This window comes from Streptomyces sp. NPDC048389 (assembly GCF_040706335.1).
In the GTDB taxonomy this organism is placed as follows: Bacteria; Actinomycetota; Actinomycetes; order Streptomycetales; family Streptomycetaceae; genus Streptomyces.
Genome location: NZ_JBEZKP010000042.1, coordinates 13,928 through 31,965, shown reverse-complemented (window position 1 = coordinate 31,965; position 18,038 = coordinate 13,928). Strand labels below are relative to the sequence as shown.

Annotated in this window: 18 protein-coding genes and 2 pseudogenes; 9 read left to right on the top strand and 11 right to left on the bottom strand. The window is 71.7% G+C overall.

What is annotated here, in order from left to right; genetic code table 11:
- Nucleotides 1-29: 29 nt before the first annotated feature.
- Entirely contained in the window at nt 30-395 is a 366-nt protein-coding gene (locus AB0903_RS24835) for a YbjQ family protein (protein ID WP_366706287.1), read from the top strand.
- A 50-nt stretch (nt 396-445) separates the two neighbouring features.
- On the opposite strand, the gene AB0903_RS24830 is transcribed toward AB0903_RS24835, so the two are convergent.
- On the bottom strand, nt 446-1,204 hold the full coding sequence (locus tag AB0903_RS24830; protein ID WP_366706285.1) for a MerR family transcriptional regulator: 759 nt from the start codon (nt 1,202-1,204) through the stop codon (nt 446-448).
- An 86-nt stretch (nt 1,205-1,290) separates the two neighbouring features.
- On the opposite strand from AB0903_RS24830, the gene AB0903_RS24825 reads away from it, so the two are divergent.
- Nucleotides 1,291-2,715 (top strand): glutamate decarboxylase, encoded by a 1,425-nt coding sequence (locus AB0903_RS24825; RefSeq protein ID WP_366706352.1) that lies wholly within the window; start codon nt 1,291-1,293, stop codon nt 2,713-2,715.
- Nucleotides 2,716-2,800: 85 nt separating this feature from the next.
- On the opposite strand, the gene AB0903_RS24820 is transcribed toward AB0903_RS24825, so the two are convergent.
- Nucleotides 2,801-3,442 (bottom strand): PadR family transcriptional regulator, encoded by a 642-nt coding sequence (locus AB0903_RS24820; protein WP_366706283.1) that lies wholly within the window; start codon nt 3,440-3,442, stop codon nt 2,801-2,803.
- A gap of 43 nt (nt 3,443-3,485) precedes the next feature.
- Between AB0903_RS24820 and AB0903_RS24815 the strand changes: the two genes are divergently transcribed.
- Nucleotides 3,486-4,187 (top strand): VOC family protein, encoded by a 702-nt coding sequence (locus AB0903_RS24815; protein WP_366706281.1) that lies wholly within the window; start codon nt 3,486-3,488, stop codon nt 4,185-4,187.
- Between the two features lie 29 nt (nt 4,188-4,216).
- On the opposite strand, the gene AB0903_RS24810 is transcribed toward AB0903_RS24815, so the two are convergent.
- The 3 genes from AB0903_RS24810 to AB0903_RS24800 form a co-directional block, all read right to left on the bottom strand.
- The gene (locus tag AB0903_RS24810; RefSeq protein WP_366706279.1) at nt 4,217-4,771 is read right to left on the bottom strand and encodes a DinB family protein; all 555 of its coding nucleotides are present in this window, start codon (nt 4,769-4,771) and stop codon (nt 4,217-4,219) included.
- A gap of 134 nt (nt 4,772-4,905) precedes the next feature.
- On the bottom strand, nt 4,906-6,363 hold the full coding sequence (locus tag AB0903_RS24805) for an aldehyde dehydrogenase family protein (protein WP_366706277.1): 1,458 nt from the start codon (nt 6,361-6,363) through the stop codon (nt 4,906-4,908).
- 62 nt (nt 6,364-6,425) lie between these two features.
- A complete protein-coding gene (locus AB0903_RS24800; protein ID WP_366706275.1) occupies nt 6,426-7,346 on the bottom strand; it encodes a helix-turn-helix transcriptional regulator in 921 nt (306 codons plus the stop codon).
- Nucleotides 7,347-7,674: 328 nt separating this feature from the next.
- Here AB0903_RS24800 and AB0903_RS24795 point away from each other — a divergent pair, with 328 nt between their 5' ends.
- Nucleotides 7,675-8,169 carry an ATP-binding protein gene (locus AB0903_RS24795; protein WP_366706273.1) on the top strand — a complete coding sequence of 165 codons (495 nt, stop codon included), beginning with the start codon at nt 7,675-7,677 and terminating at the stop codon, nt 8,167-8,169.
- Between the two features lie 181 nt (nt 8,170-8,350).
- Here the strand turns inward: AB0903_RS24795 and AB0903_RS24790 are convergent, their stop codons facing one another.
- The 3 genes and pseudogenes from AB0903_RS24790 to AB0903_RS24780 all read right to left on the bottom strand — a co-directional run.
- Nucleotides 8,351-8,587 carry a DUF397 domain-containing protein gene (locus AB0903_RS24790; protein ID WP_366706271.1) on the bottom strand — a complete coding sequence of 79 codons (237 nt, stop codon included), beginning with the start codon at nt 8,585-8,587 and terminating at the stop codon, nt 8,351-8,353.
- Nucleotides 8,588-8,863: 276 nt separating this feature from the next.
- A complete protein-coding gene (rpsR, locus tag AB0903_RS24785; RefSeq protein WP_366706350.1) occupies nt 8,864-9,058 on the bottom strand; it encodes a 30S ribosomal protein S18 in 195 nt (64 codons plus the stop codon).
- A 33-nt stretch (nt 9,059-9,091) separates the two neighbouring features.
- Nucleotides 9,092-9,864, bottom strand: a pseudogene (locus tag AB0903_RS24780) (GTP-binding protein); the annotation flags it as partial.
- 77 nt (nt 9,865-9,941) lie between these two features.
- Between AB0903_RS24780 and rpmB the strand changes: the two are divergent.
- From rpmB to AB0903_RS24765, 3 genes are read left to right on the top strand one after another with little or no spacing between them, the layout of a single operon-like run.
- Nucleotides 9,942-10,178 carry a 50S ribosomal protein L28 gene (gene rpmB / locus AB0903_RS24775; protein WP_264245973.1) on the top strand — a complete coding sequence of 79 codons (237 nt, stop codon included), beginning with the start codon at nt 9,942-9,944 and terminating at the stop codon, nt 10,176-10,178.
- Nucleotides 10,178-10,483, top strand: coding sequence for a 30S ribosomal protein S14 (rpsN, locus tag AB0903_RS24770; RefSeq protein WP_366706269.1), 306 nt, complete (start codon nt 10,178-10,180; stop codon nt 10,481-10,483). Before rpmB ends, rpsN begins: the two co-directional genes overlap by 1 nt.
- A 39-nt stretch (nt 10,484-10,522) precedes the next feature.
- A complete protein-coding gene (locus tag AB0903_RS24765) occupies nt 10,523-11,008 on the top strand; it encodes a hypothetical protein (RefSeq protein WP_366706267.1) in 486 nt (161 codons plus the stop codon).
- A 105-nt stretch (nt 11,009-11,113) separates the two neighbouring features.
- On the opposite strand, the gene AB0903_RS24760 is transcribed toward AB0903_RS24765, so the two are convergent.
- From AB0903_RS24760 to AB0903_RS24750, 3 genes are all read right to left on the bottom strand, one after another.
- Nucleotides 11,114-13,261, bottom strand: a complete 2,148-nt coding sequence (locus AB0903_RS24760) for an FUSC family protein (RefSeq protein ID WP_366706265.1) — start codon at nt 13,259-13,261, stop codon at nt 11,114-11,116.
- 269 nt (nt 13,262-13,530) lie between these two features.
- Nucleotides 13,531-14,673, bottom strand: coding sequence for a DUF2786 domain-containing protein (locus AB0903_RS24755; protein WP_366706263.1), 1,143 nt, complete (start codon nt 14,671-14,673; stop codon nt 13,531-13,533).
- Nucleotides 14,674-14,997: 324 nt separating this feature from the next.
- Complete coding sequence (locus tag AB0903_RS24750; RefSeq protein ID WP_366706261.1) at nt 14,998-15,678, bottom strand: lipoprotein; 681 nt, start codon at nt 15,676-15,678, stop codon at nt 14,998-15,000.
- 143 nt (nt 15,679-15,821) lie between these two features.
- Between AB0903_RS24750 and AB0903_RS24745 the strand changes: the two are divergent.
- Nucleotides 15,822-16,051, top strand: a pseudogene (locus AB0903_RS24745) (maltose acetyltransferase domain-containing protein); the annotation flags it as partial.
- Between the two features lie 213 nt (nt 16,052-16,264).
- The gene (locus AB0903_RS24740) at nt 16,265-17,953 is read left to right on the top strand and encodes a bifunctional 3'-5' exonuclease/DNA polymerase (RefSeq protein ID WP_366706348.1); all 1,689 of its coding nucleotides are present in this window, start codon (nt 16,265-16,267) and stop codon (nt 17,951-17,953) included.
- The last annotated feature ends 85 nt before the right edge of the window (nt 17,954-18,038 follow it).

Here is an 18,038-nt window from a genome sequence, read left to right as displayed (position 1 = left end):
ACGGACGGCCACCCACGAAGCTGTTCACCATGGGAATCGAGGAGTACGGCGGCGGGCAGGGCCCGCACTCCGATGTGCTGGTCGTCACGACGAACGACATCCCGGGCTTCCACGTCGAGCAGGTGATCGGGGAGGTCTTCGGACTGACCGTACGCTCGCGTCACCTGGGCAGCCAGATCGGGGCCAGCCTGAAGTCGATGGTCGGCGGCGAGCTCAAAGGGCTCACCAAGACCCTGGTGGAGACCCGTAACCAGGCCATGGAGCGCCTGATCGAACAGGCCCGCTCCCGGGGCGCGAACGCGGTGCTCGCCTTCCGCTTCGATGTGACGGACGCCTCGGACGTCGGCACGGAGGTCTGCGCCTACGGCACGGCGGTGGTGATCGCCCGGGTGTGACGGCGGGGCCGGGCCCGGGGCGCCGCGCCCCGGGCCCGGCCGTACCCGGCTCAGAGGTGACGGATCGCGTTCGCGAGGACCGCCTCCCGCTGATAGGCCGCGAGGCCCGGCTCGGCCTGGTCGATGGTGCGGGTGAACCGCTCGTCCGACACGTACATCTCGGCGAGGCAGGTGTGGATCTCGTACGTGCAGTCGTAGTGGTTGCGGCCGATCCACCGGCGATGCTCCTCCGCGACGTCCATCGCCGCCTCGGACTCCGGCTCCTCGCCGGCCTTCATCAGCGTCACGAAGCGGTGGGTGATGTCGTCGGCCTCGCGCTGGATGCGCTGCCAGTCCTCCTTCGTGTACGACGCCGTACGGCGCCGGGACTCCTCGTAGGCGTCGGTGTGGCCCCAGCGCTGCTCGGCCTCCTCCGCGTAGGCGTCCGGGTCGAAGTCACCGAAGACCTCGAACTTCTCCTCGGGCGTCAGGTTGATGCCCATCTGCTTCGCCTCCATGGCTCGCTCCACGGCGGCGGCCATCTCCTGGAGCCTGGTGATCCGGGCGGAGAGCAGTGTGTGCTGCCGCCGCAGGTGGGACCGCGGGTCCGCGTCCGGGTCGTCCAGGAGGACCGCCACCTCCTCAAGAGGAAAGCCGAGCTCCCGGTAGAACAGGATCTGCTGCAGCCGGTCGAGGTCGGCGTCGTCGTACCGCCGGTGCCCCGATCCGCTCCGCCCGCTCGGGCGCAGCAGTCCGATCCCGTCGTAGTGGTGCAGGGCGCGCACCGTCACTCCGGCGAATCGGGCGACCTGTCCAACGGACCAGCTCATCGCTTCCGCTCCTTCGTTTTCCGTGACGAGCCCCAGCGTGCTGCCTCACGTTGCGTGAGGTGCAAGTCCATATGAGCCTGAGCCCTATGGCACTCCACCAGGGCACCACCGGAACCGAGGACCACGGACCGGAGCGGCGCAGGCTGTCGGTCAACCCCTTCTTCGGGCTCGCCGACCCGGTCGCGCAGATGACGTCGGCCCCGCCCACACACCGGCTGCCGGACGGCCCGATGCCGCCTCCCACCGCGTACCAGCTGGTGCACGACGAGCTGATGCTCGACGGGAACTCCCGGCTCAATCTCGCCACCTTCGTCACCACCTGGATGGAGTCGCAGGCAGCGGAGCTGATGGCGGAGTGCCGTGACAAGAACATGATCGACAAGGACGAGTACCCGCGCACGGCCGAGTTGGAGCGGCGCTGTGTGGCCGTGCTGGCCGACCTGTGGCACGCGCCGGACCCGGCCGGCGCGGTCGGCTGCTCGACCACCGGGTCGAGCGAGGCGTGCATGCTCGCCGGGATGGCGCTCAAACGCCGCTGGACGAACCGGAACGCCGATCGGTACCGGAGCGGGGCCCGGCCCAATCTGGTGATGGGCGCCAACGTCCAGGTCTGCTGGGAGAAGTTCTGCAACTTCTGGGAGGTCGAGGCGCGGCTCGTGCCGCTGGAGGGTGACCGCTTCCACCTCGATCCGCAGGCCGCCGCCGAGCTGTGCGACGAGAACACCATCGGTGTGGTGGCGGTGCTCGGCTCGACCTTCGACGGTTCGTACGAGCCGGTCGACGAGGTCTGCGCCGCGCTGGACGCCCTCCAGGAGCGCACGGGTCTCGACGTCCCGGTCCATGTCGACGGCGCGTCGGGCGCGATGGTCGCCCCCTTCCTCGACGAGGAACTGGTGTGGGACTTCCGGCTGCCGCGGGTGTCCTCCATCAACACCTCCGGGCACAAGTACGGGCTGGTCTACCCGGGCGTGGGCTGGGCGCTGTGGCGTTCTCCCGAGGCGCTGCCCGAGGAACTCGTCTTCCGGGTGAACTACCTGGGCGGTGACATGCCGACGTTCGCCCTCAACTTCTCCCGGCCCGGTGCGCAGGTCGTCGCCCAGTACTACACGTTCCTGCGGCTCGGGCGGCAGGGCTACCGCGCCGTCCAGCAGACGGCGCGGGACATCGCGACGGGGCTCGCCGGGCAGATCGAGGCGCTGGGGGACTTCCGGCTGCTCACCCGTGGGGACCAGCTGCCGGTCTTCGCCTTCACGACCGCGCCCGAGGTGACGTCGTTCGACGTGTTCGACGTGTCACGGCGGCTGCGGGAGAAGGGGTGGCTGGTTCCCGCGTACACCTTCCCGGCGAACCGGGAGGACCTCTCGGTGCTGCGGGTGGTCTGCCGCAACGGGTTCTCCGCGGATCTGTCGGCGCTGCTGCTGGACGATCTGCACATGCTGCTGCCAGATCTGCGCCGCCAGCCGCACCCCGCGAGCGCGGACCGGGAACCGGCCACCTCGTTCCATCACTGACGCCGCCCGGCGTCCGTCGTTCCGCCGCCGATGCCGCCGCGCGGCGTCCGCCGCCGGCGCTGTGGGATCCGCCCGTCCGGGCTTCTCAGTGGGAGTCCCCCTCATGGGGTTCGCCCGTCGCGTACGGGTTCTCCTCGCCTTCCGCGAGCACACCGACGAACGGCTCGCCCTCGCCCGCGAAGGTGTACGCCCCGGCCTCGATCCGCCGGATCAGGCCACGGGTCCACTCGGCACCGGAGTCCGCGGACGAGACCCACAGGTTCATGATCTCGCCGATGTGCCCGAGGGACTCGGGCCCTTCCTCCGGCGTGTAGTACTCGGTGACCGAGGCGCGCCACTGCTCGATACCTCGCACCCGCTGCTCCAGCAGCTCGACGGCTTCCGCCCTCGGCAGGTCGACGACGAAGCCCAGGGCCGCGGAGAGCACGTCCATCTTCTGGTCGTACGCCGTCAGGGATTCACGGAGCAGAGCGAAGTACGCCTGTGTGCCCTTCTCGGTGACCTCGTACTCGGTACGCGGCGGGCCGCCGGCGGTGGAGGGCGCGATCTCGTGCGCGTGCAGCAGTCCCTGCTTCGCCATCTGCTTGAGCGCGTGGTAGATCGAGCCCGGCTTGGCATTCGACCACTCGTGGGCTCCCCAGTACTCCAAGTCGTTGCGTACCTGGTACCCGTGCGCCCTGCCGTGCTGGCGCACGGCTCCCAGGACCAGCAGACGGATGGCTGACATCACCCGGCTCCCATTCTATTCAACTTTGACTAGAGTACCTGTCATGACCGAGAGGACCATCCCGCTCCTGCCCTGCCGGACGATTCAGCCGGTGGTCGATTTCTACACCGCTCTGGGCTTCGCGACGACCTTCTTGCAGAAGAGCCCCTACCCGTACGCAGTGGTCGAGCGCGGCCCCGTTCAATTGCAGTTCTTCGGCATGAAGCGGTACGACCCGACGGAGTCCTACTCCGGCTGCTACGTCGTCGCCGACGACGTCGACGCCCTCCACGCGGAGTTCCGCGCCGGGCTCAAAGCGGCCTACGGCCGGATTCCGTCCCGCGGCCTGCCGCGCATCGGCCCACTGAAGGACATGTCGTACGGGATGCGGCAGTTCCTCATGACCGACCCGGGCGGCAACACCATCCGGGTCGGGCAGCCGGTCGACGACGACGGGAGCCTTCGGCCGGTTCCCAGGGAGACGTTCGCCCGCGCCCTGCATCTGGCCGATCTGATCGCCGACTCCAAGCAGGATCCGGCGGGCGCGGCGAAACTCATCGACCACGCGCTGGCGCGGGAGGACGAGCGCCCCACCGCCGTACAGCACCTGAGGCTGCTGGTCCTGCGCGGCGACATCGCGCGGCGGCTCGGTGACGAACCGCTCGCCGGCCGGCTGCTGGAGCAGGCGGCCGCGCTGCGGCTCGGCGCCGGGGACCGGGAGGCGGCACAAGACGCCCTTGCCCGGCTCGCCGAGCTGCGCGCCTAGCCGGGGGCCGGGCCGGGGCCGGGCCCCGTTCAGCCGTTGTCGCCGCTCCGGCCGCTCTCCAGGGCGACCAGGTCGAAGGCGCCCTTGCCGTCCAGGGACTCGCGGATGATGTCCGCGTGACCCGCGTGCCGGGCGATCTCCTCGACCAGGTGCATCATCAGCCAGCGCATCGAGACCCGCGCGTCCTCGGGGAACCAGGGCGCCGGCGGCAGCGGGAAGGTGTCGTCCAGGCTGGGCACCGCGCGGACGAACTCCTCGGTCTCCTTGGCGACCGCGTCCCAGAAGGCCAGCATGCCGGGGACCGTCTCGTCGCCGACCAGCCGGAAACCGTCGTCCCAGGTCTCCTCGTCACGCTGCTTCTCGTTCGGCCGCTGCTGGGCGAGTCGCAGCCAGTTCAGCTCCACTTCGGCCACGTGCTTGAGCAGCCCGGACAGGGACAGTTCGCTGGCGCTCGGCCGGCTCGCCGCCTGCTCCTCGGTCAGGCCGAGGACGGATCGCCGGATCGCGCCGCGCTGTGCCTCGACGAAGGAGAGGAGCGCGCCGCGCTCGTCGCCGTGAGCCTCTGCGGGAACGTGAGTGACCATGGTGTGCGCCTCCGGTTGGTGATCTCCGGGAGAGAACCGTCCGTCCTCCCGCCGGCACCTCACACGCTACGGGCCCTTGCGGTCAGTTTCTGTCCGCAAGGGCCCCGCGCCCACGAATGATTCTCCGGTCCGACTCAGAACGGGAACCGCGAGCGCCCGTGCTGCACCGAGATCCACTTCTGGGTGGTGAACGCGTCCAGCATCGCGTCGCCGTTCAGTCGGCCGACCCCGGACCGCTTCTCGCCGCCGAAGGGGACGATGGGCTCGTCGTACACGGTGCCGTCATTGATGTGGATCATGCCGGTGTCCACGCGCTTCGCGAGCCGCACGCCGCGCTCGACATCGCCGGTGTGTACGGCGCCGCTCAGGCCGTACGGCGAGTCGTTGGCGATCCGGACGGCCTCGTCCTCGCCGTCGAAGGGGATGATCAGCGCCACCGGGCCGAAGATCTCCTGGGACAGGACGGGCGAATCGGCCGGGAGGCCGGTCAGCACCGACGGAGAGACGAGATTGCCCTCGGTGGCGCCGTGCAGCAGGGCCGTCGCGCCCGCCTCGACCGTCTGGTCGACCAGCGAGGAGACCGCGTCGGCCTGCGAGGAGTTGATGAGCGGCCCGATGTGGGTGGCGGGGTCGGCCGGGTCGCCGACCTTGAGGGTCCGCACCTTGGCGACGAACTTCTCGGTGAACTCCTTCTCCACCGAACGGTCCACCAGGATGCGGTTGGCCGCCATACAGACCTGGCCCTGGTGGACGTAGCGGCTGAAGACCGCCGCGTCGACCGCGTAATCGATGTCGGCGTCCTCGAGCACGATCAGCGCACTGTTGCCGCCGAGTTCGAGGACGGCGTGCTTGAAGTTGGCCGCGCAGACCGTGGCCACATGGCGGCCCACCTTGTCGGAGCCGGTGAAGGAGATCACCTTCGGAACGGGGTGCGCTATGAGCGCGTCGCCTATCTCGGCTATGTCCGTGATCACGACGTTCAGCAGACCCGCCGGCAGCCCCGCGTCCTCGAACACCTTGGCCACCAGCGAGCCGCCGCAGATCGGGGTGTTCTGGTGCGGCTTGAGGACGACGGCGTTGCCGAGGGCGAGTGCCGGGGCGACCGACTTGATCGACAGCAGGAAGGGGAAGTTGAAGGGGCTGATGACTCCGACCACACCGACCGGGACCCGGTAGAGCCGGTTCTCCTTGCCGTCGACCGGCGAGGGCAGGATGCGCCCCTCGGGCCGCAGCGCCAGATTCACCGCCTCGCGCAGGAACTCCATGGCCAGGTGGAGTTCGAAGGCCGCCTTGAGGCGGGTGCCGCCGAGCTCGGTGACGATCGCCTCCGAGATCTCGTCCTCGCGGTCCTCGATGATCCGCAGGGCCCGCTCGAAGACCGTCCGGCGGGCGTACGGGTTGGTCTCGGCCCACTCCCGCTGCGCGCGCTGTGCCGCCCGGTAGGCGAGGTCCACTTCGTCGGCCGTGGCCACGGGGATCGAGGCGAGCTTCTCACCGTCGTACGGATTGAAATCGATGATGTCCCAGGAGCCGCTGCCGGGCCTCCACTCGCCGTCTATGTACTGCTGGGCCAGGTCGGTGAAGAAGGCCATGTGATCCCTTACTCCAGAGGCATGAGCACGGAGGTCTGATGTGGCGTCATCGTACTTATGTTTCAGGTGAGTTGGAGCAGCCCTCGGAGAAGGTCGCGCGTCTCGGACGGATCCGGACTGTCCTCGGTCAGCCGCTCCATCACCCGCTCGTACTGCGCGACCTCTTCGCGCTTGTCCACGTACAGCGCGCTGGTCAGCTGCTCCAGGTAGACGATGTCGGAGAGGTCCGACTCCGGGAAGCGCAGCATGGTGAAGGCGCCGCTCTCGCCCGCGTGTCCGCCGAAACCGAACGGCATCACCTGGAGCGTGATGTTGGAGTGCTCGGAGACCTCGATGAGATGACGCAACTGGGCCTGCATCACCGCCCGGTCGCCGTACGGTCGGCGCAGGGCCGCCTCGTCCAGCACGACGTGCAGGTGCGGGGCGCGCTCGGAGACCAGCGTCTTCTGCCGTTCCAGGCGCAGCGCGACCCGGCGGTCGATCTCGGCCGGCGGGGCGTCGGGCATTCCGCGGACGACGACCGCGTGCGCGTACGCCTCGGTCTGCAGGAGCCCGTGCACGAACTGCACTTCGTAGATGCGGATCAGCGATGCGGCGCCCTCGAGCCCGATGTACGTCTGGAACCAGCCGGGCAGCACGTCGCCGAAGCTGTGCCACCAGCCGGTGACGTTGGCCTCCTTGGCGAGCCCGAGGAGGGAGGCGCGCTCACCGTCGTCGACCACGCCGTAGAGGGTCAGCAGGTCCTCGACGTCACGCGCCTTGAAGCTCACCCTGCCCAACTCCATACGGCTGATCTTGGATTCGGACGCGCGGATGGAATAGCCGGCCGCCTCTCGAGTGATGCCCCGCGACTCCCTCAGCCTTCTGAGCTGTGAACCCAGCAGGATGCGCCGCACCACCGAACCTCCGCCCGGACCCTCGGTGCGGTTCTGCGCCCACGCCCACTCGGCCTCTGCTGCCGCCACGACTTCGAGCCTCCCCATCCCTGTTGCGCTGCGCTTCGTTCACTCGTTCTGTTCGCTCGTTCCGATGCTGCCGGGAGTCCCCCCGAACTCCAAGAGGCGGATTCTGCCACCAAAACGCTTCAGCGCGTACTCGTCCAGTTACTGAAACGAGAAGACCCGGCCCTGAGGAGTACAGAAAATTCATGGAAGAAATGAGCAACAAACGGCACGGGGCCGGACAGGTCCGGCGCGTGCACGTGCATCTGCCCTTGCATCTGCCCTACGCATTGGGAAGCATGGTTGCCGCGCCACCTGCGTACTCGTTTGTGTTGTAGCGTCACAGCCGCGATTCCCGGGAGTGCCTCGCATGGGACCGAATGGATCCACCATGCTCGAGCCGTTAAGGCAGGGGCTTCCTCCGATCGACCCCGCGGCCGTATCGAGTTCGGCCTCGTGCGCTCTTCCCGCCCGCTTCGACGCGGTCCGCGGCGCCCGCCGGTTCACCGAGAGCACGCTGGGCAAGTGGGAGCTGGAAGAACGGTTCGACGACGTCGCGCTGGTCGTCTCCGAGTTGGTGACCAACGCCCTGCGGCACGCCCTGCCTGCGGAGAGCGCGTCGCACGGGCCCGTCAAGGAGGCGCCGGTCCGGCTGCATCTGATGCGGTGGACCGGCCGCCTGGTGTGCGCGGTGCGCGATCCGAGCCATGACGGCCCCCGGTCGCGGGAGGCGGACGAGGACTTCTCCGCCGAATCCGGCCGCGGTCTGCTCCTCGTCGACTCGTTCAGCGACGGCTGGGGCTGGCATCCGCTCGCCGGGTCACGGCACGGCAAGGTGGTCTGGGCGCTGTTCCGCGTGGGTTAGGCGCTCTGCGCGAAAGCGCCGGACCGTGGAGGCTCCCCCGGGCCCGGCCGGGCCGCCTGTCGTCCGCCGTCGCACTGCGCGGCTCCGACGCAGGCACAGGCTCGCTCAGGCCGAGGCTCACGCAGGCACAGGCACAGGCTCACACGGGCTCAGGCTAGGTCAGGCACAGGCTCACACGGGCTCAGGCGACGAGATGGTCGAACTCGCCGTCCTTGACACCGAGAAGCAACGCCTCTATCTCGGCGGGCGTGTAGACGAGCGCGGGCCCGTCAGGGTGCCGCGAGTTACGCATGGCCACGCCGCCGCCCGGCAGTCTTGCGAGCTCCACGCACGAACCCTGCGAATTACTGTGCCTGCTCTTCTGCCAGACGACCCCCTGAAGCTCCGTGGCCGCCATGCCGTTGTACACGTGGTGCACAAGTCGCTCCCGGGGTGCAAGGTGCAGCTGTCAACTATCCGGGATCATAGCTGCGTTCACATGCAGATGCATGAGGCGGATGCGCCTGCAGATGCACGTGCACGCGGTGTGGTGTCGCGGTTACAGCTTCAGTTCCTGGATATGGAGACGTCTGCCCCCGGCGATCGGTGCCATACCGGGGAAACCGGTTTCGGCCATGCCCGGCCTGCGCGCCGGAACCGACCCGTTCAAGGGCCCGGACCCGCGCCCCGTTCAACGACCCGAGGCGGCGGAGACTTACGGCAGCAGCGCCGTCTCCCGAGCGTTCTTGACGGCGCGAGCCAGGTGGCGCTGCTGCCACGCGGTCACTCTTGTCACCCTGCGGCTGCGGATCTTCCCTCGGTCGGAGATGCTCGCGCGCAGTAGATCGGTGTCCTTGTAGTCGATGTTCGTGATGCCGGCCCGGTCCAGCGGACCGGCACGGGGTTTCAGCGGCTTGCGGGCTTCTGAGCGACGGGTGGCATGTCAGACCTCCAGGAGGGAGTCGAAGGCGGGCGGCAGCCGCTTCCAGGCATCCCGGCCCGCGGCGTACTCGGCGTCGGTCAGCAGGCAGGACTCGAGGAGTTGATCCAGCCCGTCCCGGTCGAGTCCCGGCGAGGTGAACACCAGATGCCGGCAGCAGTCGCCGTGCTCGGGGTGCCAGTCCAGCGCGGCAGCCGCCCTGCGCACCGGCGGAACCATCTCCCACGCGGCGTCCGGCAGCGAGGCGAGCCAGGGACCCGCGCTCTCCACGCAGAGCGCTCCGCCGGCCGCGTCCCAGGCGAACAGGGTGTCCGGCCGGTCGGCGAGCCAGAACCGGCCGCGACTGCGGGCGGCGGCACAGGTCAGGTCCTCCAGCGCTTGAAAGAGCCGCTCGGGGTGGAAGGAGCGGCTGCGGTGCCACACATAGGTGACGACGCCACAGTCGTCCGCCTCCTGCGGCAGCAGCGCACTGGCGGGATGCTGTGCGGCAGCGGCCGCTTCCACGTCGAACCCGGCGAACGCCGCGGCGGCCAGTTCGTCGCTGTCCACGGGACGCGGCGGGCCGTCGGGTGCAGCCGGCTCAGCAGCGCGTGGTCCTCCTCGTCGGCCTCTGCGGCGTCCACGACGACGATGACCGGGGCGTATTCCAGCTGGCGCGCCCAGGTGTCGGCGATCGCGCGGCGGTCCGTGGCGGCCGCGGCGAGGCCCGCGTCCGACAGGTCGTCGCCGTTGCCGAGATACGGCAGCAGCAGCGTCGGGTCGACGGCCGTCATCACCGATGGCGAGCCATGGGGTTAGAATAAATGGAAATGATTTCCATTACCAATGCAGCTGCCACGAGAGGTGCATCACCATGTCCGCCCACTGCATGCTGACCGGGGCCGTGCCCGGCTTCGGCAATCGGATCTCGCACTCCCACCGGCGCACGTCCCGCCGCTTCGACCCCAACATCCAGCGCAAGCGCTACTGGCTCCCGAGCGAGGGCCGCCACGTGCGCCTCACGCTCAGCGCGCGGGCGGTCAAGACGATCGACGTGATCGGCGTGGAAGCCGCCGTGGCCCGCATCCGTGCGCGGGGAGTGAAGGTCTGATGGCGAAGAAGAGCAAGGTCGCACGCAACGAGCACCGCAAGGCGGTCGTCGAGCGGTATGCCTCCCGGCGGGCGGAGTTGAAGGAGATCCTCCGCAGGCCGGACACGAGTGAGGCGGACCGGCGGGCCGCGCAGGCCGAGTTGCGGCGTCAGCCGCGTGACGCCAGCCCCACGCGCGTCCGCAACAGGGACGGCGTGGACGGCCGACCGCGCGGCCATCTGCGGAAGTTCGGGCTGTCCAGGGTGCGGATGCGCGAGCAGGCCCACGCCGGATTCCTCCCCGGAGTCCGCAAGTCCTCCTGGTAGCTTGGCGCGGTCCTGCTACCGATCAGGGGGATCGATCACATGCGCAAGCTCGTACGGACCACGGCCGCCGCGGCGGGCCTCGCCGCCGCCCTCGCGCTCACCGGATGCGGCGGCGGCGGGAGCGACGACGCGAGCAAGGACACCGCGCCCTCCGCCTCGCCCACGACGGGCGGCGACGACGGTGACGGCGACGCCGGCCGAGGCCGCGACGTCGAAGGCACCTGGGCCGACACGAGCGGCAGCGCCGGCCCCGTCGCGCTCAGCGTCCAGAACGGGACGGCGACGCTCGTCGCGGAGGGGCACACCTGTCACGGCGAGGTGCGGGAGACGGACAAGCAGATGCTGGCGCTGAAGTGCGCGGACGGGGACACCGACCGCACGACGGGCACGGTCGAATCCAACGACGGCACGACCCTGGTCGTCTCCTGGGGCTCCGGGAAGAAGGACACCCTGAAGAAGGTCGATCAGGGTCAGCTCCCCGACGGCCTGCCGACCGGCATTCCGACCGACTTTCAGGTCCCCTGACCGTCACGGGACCGAGTTCCAGGTCCCCTGACCGTCACGCCTCACAGGTGACGCCTCGTCACGTCACGTCACGTCACGTCACCGGGTCACCGGGCCGCGGAACCCTCACGGGTCCGCGGCCCGTCCGCGTCCCGGCCCCGCGGCGAGGGCCGCCGCCAGCGCGTCCAGCGCCGCCAGGAGCTGGACGGCGCCGCCCCGCAGGACCGCGTCGGCCGCCTCCTTGGTGCCCCACCGGTCCACGACCTCGTGGAGGGCGTCCCAGTCCGGCACCCGGTGCTCCCGGATCGCCACCACGGCGTCCTCCGTGGCGTGCCGCAGCACCTCGGCCAGCGCGGCGGCGGCGGGAACGGGCTCGATGCCGTGGCCCGTCCGGTACTCCGGCAGATGAGCCTCGATGAGCATGGCGACCCGGCCGGCCTGCGCGAGGGCGCGCCCGGCCTCCTCCGCCGTGTCGCGGGACAGCACCCGGGAGCGCACCGGCTCGTACCTCGCCTTCTCCAGCGCCTCCCGCCAGGCGATACGGGCGTCGCGCGAGGCGAGCAGCGCCTGGCGGACGTCATCCGGCCGGGGCGGGTGGGCCGGGTCCGCCCGGTCCGCCGGGACGGCCCGATTCGGCAGGTCCGCGGGGTCAGCCGGGTCCGCCGGGTCCGCGTAGCGGTCGAGGACGGCTGCGGCGTAACGGCCGTCGGCGAGCAGCCAGTCCGCGAGACGGTGGTGCAGACGCGGCGTCTCCCACGCCGGGTACACGGCGTACGCGAGCATCGCGAGCAGCCCGCCGAGGAGCGTGAGCAGCACCCGTTGGGGCACCGTCTGGTCCCAGTCCTCCCCGCCGGTGCCGAGCAGGAAGACCACGTAGGCCGAGATGAAGACGCTGGCCGCGGCGTAACCGGTGCGCATCACGAGGAACATGCCGAAGGCACACAGGACGGCGATGCCCGCACTGACATAACTGCCGGGATCGGCCGCCCGCACCACCGCGGTCGCCGCACCCACCCCGACGAGCGTGCCGCACAGCCGGGCGACGGAACGGCCGTACGTCTGCGAGAAGTCGGGGCGCATGACCATGACCGCCGTCAACGGCGCCCAGTAGCCGTGACCGAACGGAAGCGCCGTGCCGAGCAGATAGCCCGCGGCCACGACCGCCGAGGAACGGATCGCGTGCCGCAGGACCGGCGAGCCGGGACGCAGTTCGCCGCGCACCGCGCGCAGGGCCACGGGCAGCAGCCGCAGCAGGCCCTGCCGCGTCCGGTGGCCGGAGTCGGCGGTGCCCGCGCCGCGGGCCGTGGCGACGACGTCGTCGAGCAGCGCGGTCAGCCGCAGGGCGGCGCGACGGGGCGGTCCCGACAGGAGGGCGCCGCTGTCGGGCGTCCGCAGAGCGGCGGCCGCGGCCGCCGGCACCGCTGCCGCTTCCCCGTGGCGCACGGCGTGCGCCGCGGTGTCGAGCACGGTGCCCGCCGCGTCGAGAAGTTCGCGCACCCGGTCACGCGCGGGACCCTCGTCGGGGACACCGACGGCCGGGTCGGCGAGGGAGGCGAGCACCGGCCTGATGCGTTCGGCGACCCCTCGGGTGCCGTGCAGTTCGGCCGGCCTGCGTCTGGCTTCCCTCGGGGTGACGGCCGCGGCGCTGCGGGCCTGCATCAGCGGCGCCGGATCGAAGGCCGCGGTCGGGTCGCGGCGCAGCCGGCGCGCGTAGTCCGCCTCCGCGGCGAGCGCGTCGGCCAGCGCGTCGCGCTGCGCACCCCAGCGGCGTACGGGGAAGATCACGACGAGCAGTGCCTGTGCGATGCCGCCGGCGGCGATCACGGCGGCATGACCGGCCGCGGCGGCAACCGAGGTGGGCAGGGTGACCGTCACGAGCATGATGGCGACGTTCGAGGAGGCGATGATCCCGACGGTCGGCCCGACGGCCCAGGAAAGACCGGCGAGGAAGGTCCACAGTGTCAGCAGTGCCAGGAACAGGGCGATATGGGCACCCGTCACATATCCGAGGAAGGTGGAGACGGCCAGCGTCGCACCCGAGAAGAGCGCCAGCACGGGCCGCGGGCGCCAGCTGCGCTGGAACGTGGCGATCGCCGCCTGGAAGGCGCCGAAGGCGGAACTGACGGCGACGGCCGGCCCGAAGAGCACGAGCGCGGCGCCGAAGACGAGCGCGAGCCCGGCGGCGGCACGGGCGGCGATCAGGGGCTCCAGCCGCTGCCGCTCGATCTTCAGGCCCGAACGGGCGGTCTCCTTCAGCGCCCGGAGCCAGCTCATGGGCCGAGCGTAACGGCCTTGAGGGACATTTCGCCGAGGGGCGGAGCCGAGGGCGACGCCGCCGGCACCGGGCGGCGCCGACCGCGCACGCCCGGCGTTTCGCGCGCACCGGCGGCTGTCTCCCTTACGCAAGCCGCCCCTTCGCACGCCGCCGGGCCGCCGTATCCGGCACAGGCAGCCCGCCGCCCCGGCCACCACATCAGCCCACGCCTGCCGCCGGGCCCAGCCGCCTCCCCACACAGGAGCGCCAAGCCCGGCCGCCTCCCCCGCTACCGCCGGGGACGCCGCTCGACACCGCCCGTCGCCGGGGCGGGGCCCCGCCGCTCGGCCCGGTCGGCCGCGGCCCGGCCGTCGTGCCAGCCGTCCGGGTCCGCCGCACCGCGCACGCGCGTGGTCGTGGTCTCGGGGAACATCCGGTCGGCGTGGGCGGTCACGGCCACATCCCGGGAGGCCAGGACCGGCAGCAGGTCCGCCGTGACCACCTCGTCGGCAACCGCCGCAAGGTGCTCGCCCAATCGGCTCGCGTACGCCGTCCAGAAGGACTGCCGGAAGGTCTTCGTGCGCCTGCGCCCGCCCGCGCGCTGCGCGGACTCCGCCCCGGCCAGGGCCGTCGCGCCCTGGACGAGCAGTGAGGTGTGGAGCAGCTCGACCGACTTGAGGTCGCTCTCGAAGCCGACGACGGTCGAGAACGCGAAAGAGCTGTTCCACACCGCGCGGCAGCGGTTCGCGCCGGCCACCGCGTCGAGCAGGACCGCTTTCGCCGTCTCGTACGGGGGCTCCACGCCGATCCGGCACGCCGACGGGGCGTCCGGACTGTGCGTACGAGCGGACAGCAGGGCCTCGTCGACGCTGTGGCGTGCCATGAGTTCCTGCGCCTTCGCGGTGAGTGCCTCGGCCTCTTCCGGAAATCCGGTGGCCTCCGCCTTCGCCAGTAGCGCCCGGATACGGCCGAGCATGCGCGGCTCGTGCGGTGACGCGCGCACCGAGGACAGGGGTTCGCCGGGCACCGGGCCGACCGGCTCGATCGCGGGGAGGCGGGCCAGCAGACGGTACAGCTCCAGCAGGGCCGTGGCATGTGAGAAGCGGTCCGACCGCGGTGGCCGCAGGACCGCCGCCTCGGCGAGCTGCGCCCGGAAACGGGGCGTCAGGCGGGAGCCGTAGCGCTTCGTCTCCGCGGCGATCAGCCCGGCGGCCAGGCGTTCGTGCGCCTCGCCGAGGTCGCGGCGGACCAGCCGCAGGACGTCGGCGGGCTGCCAGCCGCGCTCCCAGGCCCGCCGTACGAACTCCTCGCCACGCCGGTCGCGCTCGTCGTCGGCGGACGGGTCGGCGGCGAGCAGGGACGCACCGGTGTCGAGCGCCTCGTCGCTCTCCGCGCAGAGCGCCGCTGCCAGCGCTTTCTCGACCGTACTCATACCTCGGATGGTCGCACGGGCGCGGCCCGCCCGGCCGCTGGGTATGGCCTGCCCGACCGCTCCCCCGGGCTCCCCAGCGGTCGCGATCCGGGCCGCCGGGACCGGAAGTCCGGTCCGGCCGGACCGGTGCCCGGAGGCAGAAGCACGGGGTCTTCCCAGCGCGGCGAGCGAAAGGGAAGCGCTCGCCTGTGCTCTGGGTCACCCGTCAGGGCCGTGCTCTTCGCCGACGAGCCGACCGGTGCGCTCGACACCGGGCAGGCCGGCGATACCGTCGACACGGACGAGCGGCGGGCGGGGCCGCCCCCGCCCGCCCCTGGCACCGGGTCAGGAGCCGCGTACGGTCTTCTTGGCCAGCTCGTACGCCGGGAGCATTTCCTCGTGTTCCCCGGAGTCCAGCCCACCGAGGTCGACGACCACCACGCCCTTCGGCGTTGCCACGGCGAAGGCCCGCTCCTTCTTCGGCTCGTCGAGGATCACACTGGTGTTGACGTACGTGACCTCGGTCGCGTCGTACGACCCTGCCTTGGTCACCGTGTACGCCTCCTCACTGCGGTGCTCGCCCCCGGCCGCGACGAACGCCTCCAGCGCCTTGCGGGTGTCGCCGCCGGCGCCGGTTCCCACCCACACCCGGATGAAGCCGATGTTCCCGGCGGGCTTCGCGTCGATCTCGCACACGAGCGAGACCGGGCCCCGTTCGAAGAGCGCGGCGAACTCCTCGTCCTCAGGAGCCGTCACGGCCTCGGGCTTCCAGTGCTCGGCAAGATCGAAGGTGACCGGCATGGGGCACGGTGAACCGGCGGCACCGACCTGGCCGCCCCCGGCCGGCTCCTTCTCCTTCCCGGACGTCTCCTTGTCCTTCGCCGCCGTCTCGCCCTGCGGGACCGCCGAACCGCCGGCCTTCTCGGCGGGCGACGGCTTCGTCTCCGCGGAACAGGCGGTCACCGCCCCCATGGTCAGCGCCGCCACCGCCGCCCCGAGGGCCGCGCTCCGTACCTGTCTCCGCATCGCACCGCGTACCGCACCGCGTACCACCGAACGTCCCCACCCTGTCCAAGAACCCGCCACCGCCATCGGCGGCGTAGCAGGATCAATCCTACGGAGCGGGGCGTCGAGGGAGGGACCGGCCGGCGGCCGAGAACAAGGACCGGATGCCGGCGGGCGACTGGTACCGGCTGGACGACGAGGAGCTGGGCGCGGACACGCTGCGCCGCGCCCGACTCTGCGCCGCCTACAACACGTACAGCGGCGGCGGCGTGATCGTCTGCCCGGGGTCACCATCGGCGAGAACACCGTGGTGGGCGCGGGGTCTGTGGTCGTCAAGGACCTGCCGCCCGGGGTCCTCGCCGTCGGCAACCCGGCCCGCGTCGTCCGGAGCCTCACCCGGTGGCGAACGGCCGGTACGGCGGCCACCGGCCGGGCGTGCCGGCGGTACGGCGGCCACCGGCCGGGCGGACGCAGGGCAGCCTGCCCGCCGGGCGGTCGCGGGACAGCCCGGCGGTCGCGGGACAGCCCGGCGGTCGCGGGACAGCCGGGCGGTCGCGCGAAGGCCACGGCGGCGGCGATGTCCGACCCTGCTGCCACACTCGGTTCCATGGGCGGACGGTGGGCTCTGGCGGCGGCCGAAGGGGGAGGGGCTCGGCTCGTCCCCCTCGGCCCCGACGGCCTGCCCGCAGGGCCGGTCCTGGAGGAGCCGGACCTGGTGGAGGCGGTCCGGTCCCGGCCGGATGTCGGCCGGTGGGTGTGGCGGTCCACCGCGGAGGTCTGCCCCCGGCTGCTCGCGGCAGGCGTCCGCGTCGAGCGGTGCTACGACATCGAGGTCGCCGAGCTGCTGCTCCTCGGCCACGAGGGGCGGCTCGGCGAGCCCCGCTCGGCGGCGGCGGCCTGGGCGCGCCTGCGCAACGCTCCCGTGCCGCCCGACCCTCCCGCGCGGGCGGCCGAGCCCGGCTCCCAGTCCTCCCTGTTCGAGCCGCAGCCGGTCACCGTGCCGCTGGAGGCGCTGCTGGAGGTCTACGCCGAGCAGCAGCGAAGACACGCGGCCACCGAGCACCCGGGGCGGATGCGGCTGCTGACGGCCGCCGAGTCCGCAGGGATGCTGGTGGCGGCGGAAATGACCCGCGCGGGGCTCCCCTGGCGGGCCGACGTGCACCGGGAGGTGCTGCACGAACTGCTCGGAGAGCGGTACGCGGGCGGTGGGGAGCCACGGCGGCTGGCGGAGCTCGCGGACCAGGTGTCGGCGGCCTTCGGCCGGCGGGTGCGGCCGGATCTGCCGGCGGACGTGGTCAAGGCGTTCGCCCAGGCCGGCGTGAAGGTGCGCTCGACCCGGCGCTGGGAACTGGAGGAGATCGACCACCCGGCCGTCGAACCGCTGATCCGGTACAAGCAGCTGTACCGGATCTGGACGGCGCATGGCTGGGGCTGGCTGCAGGACTGGGTTCGGGACGGCCGCTTCCGGCCCGAGTACCTGCCGGGCGGTACGGTCTCCGGCCGCTGGACGACCAACGGCGGCGGGGCGCTTCAGATCCCGAAGGTGCTCCGGCGTGCCGTCGTCGCGGACGAGGGCTGGCGACTCGTCGTGGCCGACGCCGACCAGATGGAGCCGCGGGTGCTCGCCGCGATCTCACGGGACGACGGCCTGATGGAGGTCGCGGGCCACGACGGCGACCTCTACACCGCCCTGTCGGACCGCGCCTTCGCCGGCGACCGCGCCCATGCCAAGCTGGCGCTGCTCGGCGCCGTCTACGGCCAGACGTCGGGCGACGGCCTGAAGAACCTTGCGGCGCTCCGCCGCCGATTCCCCCGCGCGGTGGCCTATGTGGACGACGCCGCCAAGGCGGGCGAGGAGGGCAGACTCGTACGGACCTGGCTGGGGCGCACCAGCCCCCGGGCCGTAGGAGCGGAGGACGGCGAAGAGGCCGGCATCCCCCAGGAGCCCCTGGAAACAGCGGCCTCCGTGGATCCCGGGTTCACACCCGGCTACGCGTCGCCGAACGCGCGGGCCCGGGGCCGTTTCACCCGGAACTTCGTGGTGCAGGGCAGCGCCGCCGACTGGGCGCTGCTGATGCTGGCGGCGCTGCGGCGGGCGACGGCCGGGATACGGGCGGAGCTGGTGTTCTTCCAGCACGACGAGGTGATCGTGCACTGTCCCGCAGAGGAGGCCGGGGAAGTGGCGGAGGCGATCCGCTCGGCCGGTGAGCTGGCCGGGCGGATCGCCTTCGGGGAGACGCCGGTGCGGTTCCCGTTCACGATCGCGGTGGTGGAGCGGTACTCGGACGCGAAGTGAGCCGCTCGGCGGATCCCGTCGCCGCGCCGCCGCACGTCCGGCCGCACAGCGTCCGCGGGCGGGTCGCCGCTTCCGGCAGGCCGCG